An 11,872-nucleotide genomic window follows, 5' to 3' on the forward strand; every position below is an offset into this window, starting at 1 on the left:
GCCTATGAGTGATGATCTCTTCGATGACGCAGCTCCCAGGCAGCGGCTGGCGATCGGGGTCGATACCGGCCATGTGATGACCGTGCTCGGCCCCGTCCCGGTCGAAGAAATGGGCATTACGCTGATGCACGAGCACATCTTGCTCGACGGCGCGCGCAGCTGGAAATGTCCCTGTCATCCCGACGACATGGCGCTCGCCGAGCAGCCGGTGAACATCGAGATCATCGGCGAATTGCGCATGAACCCTTACGTCAACCGCGACAATGTTTCGCTCGACGACAGTGACCTGGCGCTGTCGGAACTGCAACGCTATCGCGCGCTGGGCGGCCACACCGTCGTCGACGCGACCAATATCGGCATCGGCCGCGAGCCGGAAAAGCTCGCCCGCATCAGCCGCATGTCCGGCCTGAAGATCGTCATGGGCACCGGCTTCTATCTGGAACACACCCATCCCGAATGGCTGAAAGCGATGGATGTCGACGCAGTGACCGAGTTCATCGTCAACGACGTCGGCGGCGGCGAGACGCAGCCGCCGATCGTGGCCGGACTGATCGGCGAGGTCGGCGTCAGCAAGGATTTTACCGCCGAGGAGCGAAAGTCGTTGAGAGCTTCGGCGCGGGCCTCGCGCATCACCGGCGTGCCGCTGTCGATCCATCTGCCGGGCTGGGAGCGGCTGGCGCACGAGGTGCTCGATGTCGTGGAGGCCGAGGGCGCCGATCTTCGCCACACGGTGCTCTGCCACATGAACCCCAGCCACAATGATCTCGACTTCCAGACAAGCCTCGCCCGGCGCGGCGCTTTCTTGGAATACGACATGATCGGCATGGATTACTATTATGCCGATCAGGACGCGCAATCGCCGTCCGACGAGGAGAATGCGCGAGCGATCGCGGCACTTATCGAGGCCGGCTTCGGCGACCGCCTGCTGCTGTCGCAGGATGTGTTCCTCAAGATCATGCTGACCCGCTTCGGCGGTTTCGGCTACGGCTATATCCTCAAGCATTTCATACCGCGCCTGAAACGGCATGGCGTCGAGCAGCCAGCCATCGACCGCATGCTGATCGCCAATCCGAAGGCCGTGTTCGCGCGGCAGAACTAAGCGGCCCAGACTTACGTGTGAGACTTACGACGGAGTTCAAATGTCCAAGAAAAAGATCCTGCTTGCCGGTGAATCCTGGGTGTCGACCGCCACCCATATCAAGGGCTTCGACCAGTTTCCGACGGTCACCTACCACACCGGCGCCGACGAATTACTGACGGCCCTGAAAGCGACCGACTTCGACGTGACCTTCATGCCGGCGCATGAGGCACAGCGCAGCTTTCCGCAAACAATGGAGGCGCTTTCGGCCTATGACGCGGTGGTGCTCTCCGACATCGGCGCCAACACGCTGCTTCTGCATCCCGACACCTGGGTTCACTCGAAGCCGACGCCGAACCGCCTGCGGCTGCTGCGCGATTACGTGCGCGACGGCGGCGGGCTTTTGATGTTCGGCGGCTACTATAGCTTCCAGGGCATCAATGGCGGCGCGCGCTATCGGAAGACGCCGGTCGAGGAGGTGCTGCCGGTGAACTGCCTCGCGTTCGACGACCGCGTCGAGGTGCCGGAAGGGTTTTCGCCTGTCCTGAAAGGCTCCTCGGACCATCCGATCCTGAAGGGTCTCGGTTCGGATTGGCCAGTCCTGCTCGGCTTCAACGAGGTGACGCTGAAAGACGGGGCGGAAGTACTGGCAACCGTGTCGTCGGATTATGGATCGCTGCCACTGCTCGTCACCGGCCACCATGGCAAGGGCCGCACCGTGGCCTGGACATCCGATGTCGGGCCGCATTGGCTGCCACCGGAGTTCATCGCCTGGAAAGGCTACAAAACCCTGTTCGAACAAATGCTGAGCTGGGCGACCGGTGAGAGCTGAGCGATGCATGTCCATGTCGTCGGCAATGCCTGCGTCGACACGACGTTTCGCGTCGGCCGCTTCCCTGCCACCGGCGAGACTTTGAACGCCAGCAGCTACGCCGACGGCCTCGGCGGCAAGGGAGCAAACCAGGCGGTTGCTGCCGCGCGCACGGGTGCTTCGGTGACGTTTTGGACGGCGCTCGGCAAGGACCGCGCAGGCACATGGATCAGGAGCCGCCTCGACAGGGAGTTGTCCGACCTCGAGGCGATTGAATTCGACCTGCCAAGCGACCGCTCGACCATCGTCATTGAGGCCAGCGGTGAGAACTTCATCGTCAGCGGTGTCGCCTGCAGCGAGGCGTTCAATCCAATCGCGCAAACCGCACTTGCGCGCCGGATTGCGTTTGGCGACATCCTTGTCTGCCAAGGAAACCTGCGGGGCGCCGCGATAGATGCCTGCCTGCGAGCAGCACAGGAAAATGGCGCGCGCACCGTCCTGAACGTCAGCCCTGTCGATGCGGCGGCTCTGCCTGATTTCGGTATGGCAGAGGTTTTGGTGGTGAATCAATCCGAGGCGAAGGCGCTGACCGGCCAGGATGATATGGCAGCCGCAGCCGGCGCGCTGGCGGCCAAAGGCGCCGGGACAGTCGTGATCACCCTTGGTGCGGAAGGTTGTCTCGTGCTTGGCCCGGATCAGGGAGGATCGCTTCGTTTGCCGGCGCCACGCGTCCAGGCGCTCGACACAAGCGGCGCCGGCGATGTCTTTTGCGGCTGTCTGGCCGGCGGGCTTGCCAAGGGCGTGTCGGTTATCTCAGCGCTGAAATTCGCGCTCGCGGCCGCGGCAATTGCGGTGACTCGCCCGGGCACATTGATATCCTGTCCTTCCGCGTCTGAAATGGCGGCGCTCATCGATGAAACGGAGCTCTCATGACCCAACTCGGCCAATCAGGCGGCGACGCGCTCGTAGAACTTTTCGGCCGCACCAAGGTGGTGATCGGTGTCGTTCATCTTGCGCCGCTTCCGGGCGCGCCGCGCTATGACGGCGAGGCGGTCGAGGCGATCTATCAGCGGGGTCTGGATGATGCGAGATCCTATCTCGATGGCGGATGCGACGGCGTGATCGTCGAGAATCATGGCGACATCCCCTTTGCCAAGCCTGACGATATCGGACCGGAGACAGCGGCGTATATGGCTGTTATCTCCGACCGTATTCGCCGCGAACTCGCCAAGCCGGTCGGCATCAATGTGCTCGCAAACGCCGCGATCCCTGCCCTTGCGATCGCCAGTGCCGCTGGCGCGGGCTTCATCCGCGTCAATCAATGGGCGAATGCCTATGTCGCCAACGAGGGCTTTGTCGAGGGGGAGTCGGGTCGCGCAGCACGCTATCGTGCCAAGCTGCGCGCCAACGGCATCCGCATTTTCGCCGATGCTCATGTCAAGCATGGCGCGCACGCGATCGTCGCCGACCGCCCCGTGGAGGAACTGGTCAAGGATCTGGTTTTCTTCGACGCCGACGCCATCATTGCGACCGGTCAGCGCACCGGGCACGCTGCGGATCTGAGCTATATCAGCATGATCAAAGAGGCTGCCGGCCTACCGACGCTGGTCGGCAGCGGCGTGACGCCTGATAATGCAAACGATATTCTCGGCATCGTCGATGGCGTCATCATCGCCAGCGCACTGAAGCACGACGGCGTCTGGTGGAACCAGGTCGATCCCGCCCGCGTAAAGACGTTCATGGCCGGGCTGAGGCGATGATCGAGCGGCGACTGGAGCGAAGTTGCGGCCTTGGGCCGCAAACGCGGAGACCCGCAGGCGACGACCCGCAGGCCGCAGTCACGTTGTCGGCGATCTCTTAGCCCATTCGGACCGGTACCAGTCGACGAATTTCTTCAGCCCATCTTCGATCGAAACGCCCGGCCTGAATCCGAAATCACGCTCCAGCGCGGTCATGTCGGCATAGGTCCGCTCGACGTCGCTGCTCTGCATCGGCTCGCTGTGGCGGATCGCCTTTACACCGAGCAGTCTTTCCAGAGTGTCGATGAAATCGCCCAGCCGCACCGGCCGGTTGTTGCCGACATTGTAAAGCCTGCTGGGCGGGACCTCGACCGTGGGCGGCTTGTCGAGCACGGCAACAACCGCCCTCACCACATCGTCCACGTAGGTGAAGTCCCGCCACATCTCGCCATTGTTGAACACCCGGATCGGCTTGCCCTCGAGCATCGCCTTGGTGAATATCCAATAGGCCATATCAGGCCGGCCCCAGGGGCCGTAGACGGTGAAAAACCGCAAGCCGGTCTGCGGCACCCCGAAGAGATGGGCGTAGGTATGGCTCATCAATTCATCTGACTTCTTGGTGGCGGCGTAGAGAGAGACGGGCCTGTCGACCTGATCGGTCTCGCTGAACGGAACCTTGCGGTTGCCGCCATAGACCGAACTCGACGAGGCATAGACCAGATGCTCGAATGCGGGCTGCGCGCGACAAAATTCGAGCATCTCGAGATGGCCGACAACATTGGAACGGACATAGAGCCTCGGATTGTCGAGTGAATGGCGCACGCCCGCCTGCGCGGCGAGATGGACAATCCTGACTATTCCTTGCCCGGCCAAAGCGTCGGCAAGAGCGCCCTGTTCGGCGATGTCGATCTGGTGAAATGAAAAGTCCTTGTGGGGTTGAAGGCGGGCGAGACGCCCCTTTTTAAGCGCCAGGTCGTAATAGTCGTTCATATTGTCGACGCCGACGACCGCTTCACCCCTGCTCAGGAGATGATGGCAAACATGGCTGCCGATGAACCCCGCGGCTCCGGTGACAAGTACAGGCAACAAGGTTCTCCATGCATATGCTGGCACATGACCGCGAAATCGAGATCGATTTCGGAAAGGATCATGCGCAATATCAAACGCTGCATCCGAATGAATGGAACCGACCTAGTCCAATTCGTGCTATAGTCGAAAGCCCCAACAGGCGCTACCGACAAGCCATACTGTCGACGCTTCAGCTCGCCTCGCGCAGGGCCTCGGCCGCCTGCAGATCGACCGACACGAGCTGGCTCACGCCCTGCTCGGCCATGGTGACCCCGAACAGCCGGTTCATGCGCGCCATAGTGATCGGGTTGTGCGTGATGATGACGAAGCGCGTCTCGGTGGTGGCGGCCATTTCGTCCATCAGATTGCAGAAACGCTCGACATTGTGATCGTCGAGCGGTGCGTCGACTTCGTCAAGCACGCAGATCGGCGCGGGATTGGTCAGGAACACGGCGAAGATCAGCGACATCGCCGTCAACGCCTGCTCGCCGCCGGAAAGCAGCGTCATCGTCTGCGGCTTCTTGCCGGGCGGCCGCGCAAGGATTTCGAGGCCGGCCTCGAGCGGGTCGTCGGACTCGATCAGTTGCAGTTCCGCCGTGCCGCCGCCGAACAGATGCGAAAACAGCCGCTGGAAATGGCCATTGACCACGTCGAAGGCAGCCAGCAGCCGTTCGCGGCCTTCGCGGTTCAGGCTCTGGATCGCCTGCCGCAGCTTGCGGATGGCCTCGATGATGTCCTCGCGTTCGGAAACGATGGTCTCCAGCCGGTCCGACAGTTCCTTCTGTTCTTCCTCGGCGCGCAGATTGACGGCGCCCAGCCGCTCGCGCTCGATCTTCAGCCGGTCGAGCTGACGCTCGATCTCAGTCATCTCCGGCATCGGGCTGTCGGCCTCCAGGCCGGTGTGGCGGATGACCAGATGCGGCGGGGTGTTCAGCGTTTCCTGGATGCGCGCCTCGACCTCCAGCCGTCTTTCGTCGGCAGCGGTCAACCGCTCTTCGGCGCGGACGCGGGTTTCGCGCGCCTCGGCCAGCGACTGGATTGCTGATGTCGCGGCCTTATCCAGTTCGGACTGCTTGTTCTCCGCTTCCTGCAACCGGTCGCCCGCCGCCTGGCGCAGGCTTTCGGCCTCGGCAAGCTGCGACAGCAAGGCGCGCCGCTTGGCGTCGATCTCGTCGGGTGCGTCGGCCAGCCTCTCGCGTTCGGCCTCGGCCTCGGCCCTGCGTTCGCCGAGTGCGGCGATCTGCGTCGAGGCGTTTTCGGCGCGCTCCAACCAGTTGCGGCGTTCCGAGCCGATGGCGTCGAGGCGGCGCGTTCGCGCCTCGGCTTCCCGCCTCAAGCCTTCATGGACGGCGCGGGCATCGGCAAGGGTGGCGCGGTCGCGAGCGACGTTGGCAGCCGACTGTTCGAGCTGCAACTGCAGATCACCGAGATCGGGAGCGCTTTGCAGCAGCATCTCCGCCTCGATGAAAGCCGCGGCCGTTTCTTCATGGCTGTCGACGATGCGCGCGCGGGCTTCGTCAAGTGCGGCGCGTCGGCTCGACAGCTCGCCGCCGGCCTTCTCGGCCTCGGCCAGCACGTTGCGGGCGGCGTCCAACCCATGCTGGGCATCACGCCCGGCTTGACGAGCGTTGCGCTCGGCCTCGCTCGCCTGGGCAAGCGCCTGCTCGGCATGGGCAAGGGCTTCTTCGGCCTCGCGTAGGATGCGGGTCGCGTGGACCGCCTCGGCATCGAGCTCGGCCAGTCTGTTTTTCTGCGCCAGCCGCTGCGCCGCCGCGGTCGGCGCGTCGGCGCTGGCGGTGAGCCCGTCCCAGCGCCACAGCGCCCCTTCGCGGCTGACCAGCCGCTGCCCGGGTGAAAGCTGCGACTGCAGCCGTCTTCCGTCAGCAGCGTCGACGATGCCGATCTGCGCCAATCGGCGGGCCAGTTGCGCCGGCGCGCGGACCACACTGGCAAGGCTCTTGATGCCTTCGGGCAAAGCGGCGTCGCCGGGCTGAACCTCGCTTTGGCCCCAATGCACCGGCGCGCTGCGGTCGAGCGGCACATCGAGATCCTCGCCAAGGGCTGCTCCCAGCGCCGTCTCATAGCCGCGTTCGACGCTGATCTGCTCCAGGACGGAGGGGAAGAGGTCGCCGCTCGCGGCATTCAGGATCTTGGCCAGCGTGCGGGCCTCGGTTTCGATCCGCGCCAGCTCGGCCTTTGCATCCTGAACCGGCGGGCGGGCGGCACTTTCCGCCGTGCGCGCCTCGGCGACAGCCTGTTCGGCGGCGATCGCCGCGGCTTCGGTCTCCTCGAGCAGCGCCAGCGCCTGTTCGACCAGAAGCTGCTTCTCGGCGGGATCGGGCAGGCCGGCGACCCTGGAGGCGATGTCGGACAACTCCCGGTCGACATCGGCGAGCTGGCGCGCGAAACGGTCGCGGCGCTCAGCGGTGTCGCGCAGCGTTCGTTCGATCTGGTTGCGGGAGGCGGCGGCCTCCGCCCGTTCGGCGGTCAGCCCGGCGAGTTTGGCTTCACTGGCGGCAAGCGTCGACGCCGCCTGTTCGACCGCCGCGCGGGTGCTGGCCTCGCGGTCGGCGGCGCCGGCGTTCTCGGTGTTGAGCGCGGCTTCTTCGGCGGCGAGGCGTTCAAGAATATCCGCATTGTCGCGGACCATCCGCTCTTCGCGAACGATGTCACCGTCGAGCTGCTGGAGCCGGCGGTCGAGTTCCAGTTGGCGCGCGCGGATGCGGCCCGCTTCTTCCTCGATCTGCGTCTTGGCGATCGACAGGCGCTGGAAGGCGGCAGCGGCGGCGGCTTCCGCGTCGCGCAGCTCCGGCAACCGGTGGGCGCCGATCCCTTGCTCCCTGGCGGCAGCCATCTGGGCGGCGGCGCGATCGCCGACAAGTGCCGTGGCAATCGCCAGCGCCGAGCGCGCCTCGCCTTCCTGCGTCTTGGCCAGCGTCCAGCGCAGATGCAGCAGCGTCGCTTCAGCCTTGCGGATATCGGCCGACAGGTTCTTGAAGCGGGAGGCCTGGCGGGCCTGGCGCTTCAGGCTTTCGATCTGGCTTTCCAGCTCGCCGACGACATCGTCCAGCCGTTCCAAATTTTGTTCGGCCGCCTTCAGCCGCAGTTCGGCCTCGTGGCGGCGTGTGTGCAGGCCCGAAATTCCGGCCGCCTCTTCCAGCAGGGCGCGGCGCGCCTGCGGCTTGGCCTGGATCAACTCGCCGATGCGGCCCTGCCCAACCATCGAGGGCGAGCGCGCGCCGGTGGATTGGTCTGCGAAAAGCAGCTGTACGTCCTTGGCGCGGGCTTCCTTGCCGTTGATGCGGTAGAGCGAACCCGCCTCGCGCTCGATGCGGCGCGAAACCTGCAGTTCGTCCGCGTCGTTGAAGGCCGAGGGCGCGCTGCGGTCGCTGTTGTCGAGGAAAAGCGTGACTTCAGCGGTGTTGCGGGCCGGACGCGTTCCAGAACCGGAAAAGATGACGTCGTCCATGCCGGACGCGCGCATGTTCTTGTACGAGCTTTCGCCCATCACCCAGCGCAGCGCCTCGACAAGGTTAGACTTGCCGCAGCCGTTCGGCCCGACGATGCCGGTCAGGCCGCGTTCGATGACGAACTCACCGGGTTCGACGAAGGACTTGAAACCGAGCAGGCGGAGGCGCGAAAACTTCATTCGCGCCGCCCCGTAAGCGGGTTCGGCAAAAGTGTTCCGCGGTGTTGCGAACAGAACCCGCAGCACAACAAAAAGTCGCGCACGCCGAAGCGCAGCCGCTTCGGCGCTGCCGAAACGTCAGAGCAGAGGGTCGATAATGGCCGAGATTTCCTCAATCGACAGCGCCCCCTTGTAGGTCTTTCCGTTGATAAAGAAGGTCGGCGTCGAGTCGACCTTGAATTCATCGGCGCCGCGCTTTTGGACCGATCTCACATCGTCCAGAAGTTTCTGGTCCGTCAAGCAGGCCTCGAAGGACTCCTGTGTAAAACCGGCCATCTTGGAAATTTGCAGCAGGGCATCCTTGGTATTGGCGACACCTGCCCAGTTCGCCTGCTGCCTGAACAGAACGTCCACCATCGGGAAATAATTGTCTTTGGAGCAGCGCGCCAGCATGAAACCAGCCTCGGCACTCGGGTCGAACGGAAATTCGCGCAGGATAAGGCGGGCCTTGCCGGTATCGATATATTTCGTCTTCAGCTCCGGGAGGGTGGTTTCGTGGAAATGCGCGCAGTGCGGGCAGGTCATCGAGGCATATTCGACGATGGTGACCTTCGCGTCGTCCTTGCCCAGTTGTTCGTCGGGCAGTGCGCCGGGTTTCAGCAAGGCCGCCATGTCCACCGTGCCCTGGGCCTCAGGCGCCTTGGCCGCGGCCGCAGTGGCCGGCTTCATCGGATCGGCGGGGGCCGCAGGTTTCACATCCTCCGCCACGGCTTTCTCACCCGAGTCGCTGCAGGCGGCGAGCAGAGCCACCGCCGGAATGGCGGCCAGCGAGGACAGGAGGTTTCTGCGGGACAAAAGACGGGTCATACGAATCACCTGACAATGGTTGGATTTTGCAATGCAAAGGCTAGAAAAGGCGAGAGTTGGCGCGAATTAAGGCATCGCCGTCCCCATTCCAATCGCCAAATCTTGTGTACGCGATCACGAAAACGCGAGATTATACTTTCTTTTGACCGAGAATGGTGGCGCCGAGCCGCTCCAGCGAAGCGCGCAGCCCGTCATCCTCGATCATTCCGACAGTGCCCGACAACTTCACCTTCTCGGCCGCGGTCAGCGGCCGAGAGCTTGGTTTAGGCCGCCCTTTGTCCGCTGTTACCGGCTTTTGCACGATTCTGATCCGGCCGATAGCGTTGAAGCCGAGGAAGGCATTGACCCTGTTGATGATCTCGCCGGTCTCGTGCTGCAGATGGAGGGCGGCCATGCCTTCGCAGGCGATGACCAGCACCGCCGGCTCGAACGGATCATCTTCATGCATGCGGCGCGGCCACTGGATCTTTTCAGGGCGCGAACGGCTGGCAAGCCGCGGCCCGGCAATCTCCTCCCATGACTGGACGAGCCCGATCGACATGCCGGCCCGCTTGCGCAACACCGGATCGAGAATCTGGGTTGCGAGATCACTCACCGGAACGGGATTGCCGAAGGGCCTTTTCCCTGCCATGTGCGTTCTCCAGTCACGACCTTCACCACGCATCGGTTAGGCCAGTCCTCGATCAATGGCACTGCACGACCAGACCCGCAAGACCGCATCCGGAGTTGGCGGCAAAGCCGCATCTGGAGACAGCGGCAAAGCCGCATCTGGGGACAGCGGCAGAGCCGCGTCTGGAGATAGCAGCAAAGCCGCATCCGGAGATAGCGGCAGAGCCGCATCTGGAGACAGCGACTACATCGCGTCCCGCCTGCTTGGCTGGTACGACGCGCATCACCGCGACTTGCCGTGGCGCATTGCGCCGCGCGAATCGGCACGCGGCATACGGCCCGATCCCTACCGCGTCTGGCTTTCCGAAGTCATGCTGCAGCAGACCACGGTCGAAGCGGTAAAATCCTATTTCCGGGCCTTTGTCGAGAAATGGCCTGATGTCGAGGCTTTGGCTGCCTCACCGACCGAAGATGTGATGAAGGCCTGGGCCGGGCTCGGCTATTATTCCCGCGCCCGCAATCTCAAGGCCTGCGCCGATCTCGTCGCACGGCAAGGTGGCAGGTTTCCGGATACGCAAGCTGGCTTGAGAGAACTGCCCGGCATCGGCGCCTACACGGCGGCAGCGATCGCGGCGATCGCCTTCGACCAGCCCGCCGCGGTCGTCGACGGCAACGTCGAGCGGGTCGTTTCCCGGCTGTTTTCAATCGTCACGCCGCTGAGCGAAGCCAAGGGGGACATACGCACCTATGTCGAGCGCATGGTTCCAGCAACCAGACCTGGCGATTTCGCCCAGGCAATGATGGATCTCGGCGCGACGATCTGCACGCCACGGCGACCGCGTTGCATGCTGTGCCCGCTGCGGGAGGATTGCAGCGCCACTGTTTCAAGCGATCCCGAGCGCTTCCCTGTCCGCCTGCCGAAGGGTGAGAAACCATTGCGGCGCGGGGCTGCCTTCGTTGCCGTGCGTGACGACGGCGCCGTTCTTTTGCGCAAACGTGCGGATAAAGGCCTGCTCGGCGGCATGACCGAAGTACCGACGACCGGCTGGACCGCACGGATCGACGGCGCCACCACGGACGCGGCGGCGCCCTTCCCCGGCAACTGGAGGCCAGCCGGCCGGATTGGCCATGTCTTCACCCATTTCGCGCTCGAACTCGACGTCTTCAAAACGATGACCGATGGCGCCGCCCCTGCGGGGCATTTCTGGTCGCTGGCCCATGAAATTTCCGGCGAAGCGCTGCCTACTGTCATGAAAAAGGTAATCGAAGCGGCGATACCGGGCGCGACGAAGAAGCAGCGCGCACATTGAATCGCCCACATCGCCTCACATTGAATTGCGTTGACGAGGACAAGAATGACCGAAATCCGCCACATCGTTTTCGACATCGGCAGAGTGCTGATTCACTACGATCCGAACTTGCCTTTCAGCCGATTGATCCCCGACGCCGAAGAGCGGAAATGGTTCTTTGACAATGTCTGCACGCATGACTGGAACATCGAGCAGGACCGGGGCCGGACCTGGGAAGAGGCCGAGGCGCTGCTGATCGCCGAACACCCGGACCACGCCGAAAACATCCGCAACTTCCGCCGCCTCTGGCACGAGATGGTGCCGCACGCCTATGACGACAGCGTCCAGATCATGGACAAGCTGATCGAGAGCGGCCACGACGTCACCATGCTGACCAATTTCGCCGCCGACACGCTTGCCGAAGCCCGGCAGCGTTTCGACTTTCTCAACCGACCGCGCGGTGTGACCATTTCGGGCGAGATCGGCATGATCAAGCCGGATCGCGGCATTTACGACCATCACGTCGCCGCGTTCGGCCTCGAGCCCGCGGCCACGCTGTTCATCGACGACAGCCAGAAGAATGTCGACGGCGCCAAGGCGGCCGGCTGGCAGTCGGTGCTGTTCACTGACGCAAAGACGCTCGAGGCGGACCTCGATCGCCTGGGGATCAGAGTGTGATCACTGCGACGGGCCTGACCGATAACCCGCTTCAACACGGCGGATTGCAAAAGGATCCGTAGTCAGGCCCAAGGACAATCGGGTGAGTTAACAGGTGGCAAAGCG

At 63.6% G+C, this 11,872-nt stretch carries 10 protein-coding genes; 6 read left to right on the plus strand and 4 right to left on the minus strand.

The features are described 5' to 3' along the window. Positions 1-4: 4 nt before the first annotated feature. The 4 genes from AC0NIE_RS29145 to AC0NIE_RS29160 are packed head-to-tail and all read left to right on the plus strand — an operon-like array spanning position 5 to position 3,649. Complete coding sequence (locus tag AC0NIE_RS29145) at positions 5-1,099, plus strand: phosphotriesterase family protein (RefSeq protein ID WP_473487597.1); 1,095 nt, start codon at positions 5-7, stop codon at positions 1,097-1,099. A gap of 40 nt (positions 1,100-1,139) precedes the next feature. After that, positions 1,140-1,910, plus strand: a complete 771-nt coding sequence (locus AC0NIE_RS29150) for a glutamine amidotransferase (protein WP_473487598.1) — start codon at positions 1,140-1,142, stop codon at positions 1,908-1,910. Between the two features lie 3 nt (positions 1,911-1,913). Next, positions 1,914-2,822, plus strand: coding sequence for a ribokinase (locus AC0NIE_RS29155; RefSeq protein WP_473487599.1), 909 nt, complete (start codon positions 1,914-1,916; stop codon positions 2,820-2,822). After that, on the plus strand, positions 2,819-3,649 hold the full coding sequence (locus tag AC0NIE_RS29160; RefSeq protein ID WP_473487600.1) for a BtpA/SgcQ family protein: 831 nt from the start codon (positions 2,819-2,821) through the stop codon (positions 3,647-3,649). The genes AC0NIE_RS29155 and AC0NIE_RS29160 overlap by 4 nt, the downstream gene beginning before the upstream one ends. Positions 3,650-3,727: 78 nt before the next feature. On the opposite strand, the gene AC0NIE_RS29165 is transcribed toward AC0NIE_RS29160, so the two are convergent. From AC0NIE_RS29165 to AC0NIE_RS29180, 4 genes are all read right to left on the minus strand, one after another. After that, positions 3,728-4,714: an NAD-dependent epimerase/dehydratase family protein gene (locus AC0NIE_RS29165; RefSeq protein WP_473487601.1), complete on the minus strand. Its 987-nt coding sequence runs from the start codon at positions 4,712-4,714 to the stop codon at positions 3,728-3,730. 172 nt (positions 4,715-4,886) lie between these two features. Beyond that, entirely contained in the window at positions 4,887-8,345 is a 3,459-nt protein-coding gene (gene smc, locus AC0NIE_RS29170; protein ID WP_473487602.1) for a chromosome segregation protein SMC, read from the minus strand. 117 nt (positions 8,346-8,462) lie between these two features. Next, positions 8,463-9,191, minus strand: a complete 729-nt coding sequence (locus AC0NIE_RS29175; RefSeq protein ID WP_473487603.1) for a DsbA family protein — start codon at positions 9,189-9,191, stop codon at positions 8,463-8,465. A 130-nt stretch (positions 9,192-9,321) separates the two neighbouring features. Then, the gene (locus AC0NIE_RS29180) at positions 9,322-9,822 is read right to left on the minus strand and encodes a DUF721 domain-containing protein (RefSeq protein WP_473487604.1); all 501 of its coding nucleotides are present in this window, start codon (positions 9,820-9,822) and stop codon (positions 9,322-9,324) included. Between the two features lie 55 nt (positions 9,823-9,877). Here AC0NIE_RS29180 and mutY point away from each other — a divergent pair, with 55 nt between their 5' ends. Then, positions 9,878-11,110: an A/G-specific adenine glycosylase gene (mutY, locus tag AC0NIE_RS29185; RefSeq protein WP_473487605.1), complete on the plus strand. Its 1,233-nt coding sequence runs from the start codon at positions 9,878-9,880 to the stop codon at positions 11,108-11,110. Positions 11,111-11,155: 45 nt separating this feature from the next. Next, positions 11,156-11,767, plus strand: coding sequence for an HAD family hydrolase (locus AC0NIE_RS29190; protein ID WP_192365402.1), 612 nt, complete (start codon positions 11,156-11,158; stop codon positions 11,765-11,767). The last annotated feature ends 105 nt before the right edge of the window (positions 11,768-11,872 follow it).

The sequence above is a fragment of the Mesorhizobium sp. WSM4842 genome (assembly GCF_055901575.1).

What these genes read in the sequence shown, in the direction of transcription:
- AC0NIE_RS29150 (WP_473487598.1), top strand. Translation starts at nt 1,140, where the DNA reads ATGTCCAAGAAAAAGATCCTGCTTGCCGGTGAATCCTGGGTGTCGACC.
- AC0NIE_RS29160 (WP_473487600.1), top strand. Translation starts at nt 2,819, where the DNA reads ATGACCCAACTCGGCCAATCAGGCGGCGACGCGCTCGTAGAACTTTTC.
- AC0NIE_RS29175 (WP_473487603.1), bottom strand. Translation starts at nt 9,191, where the DNA reads ATGACCCGTCTTTTGTCCCGCAGAAACCTCCTGTCCTCGCTGGCCGCC.
- smc (WP_473487602.1), bottom strand. Translation starts at nt 8,345, where the DNA reads ATGAAGTTTTCGCGCCTCCGCCTGCTCGGTTTCAAGTCCTTCGTCGAA.
- AC0NIE_RS29145 (WP_473487597.1), top strand. Translation starts at nt 5, where the DNA reads ATGAGTGATGATCTCTTCGATGACGCAGCTCCCAGGCAGCGGCTGGCG.
- AC0NIE_RS29180 (WP_473487604.1), bottom strand. Translation starts at nt 9,822, where the DNA reads ATGGCAGGGAAAAGGCCCTTCGGCAATCCCGTTCCGGTGAGTGATCTC.
- AC0NIE_RS29190 (WP_192365402.1), top strand. Translation starts at nt 11,156, where the DNA reads ATGACCGAAATCCGCCACATCGTTTTCGACATCGGCAGAGTGCTGATT.
- mutY (WP_473487605.1), top strand. Translation starts at nt 9,878, where the DNA reads ATGGCACTGCACGACCAGACCCGCAAGACCGCATCCGGAGTTGGCGGC.
- AC0NIE_RS29155 (WP_473487599.1), top strand. Translation starts at nt 1,914, where the DNA reads ATGCATGTCCATGTCGTCGGCAATGCCTGCGTCGACACGACGTTTCGC.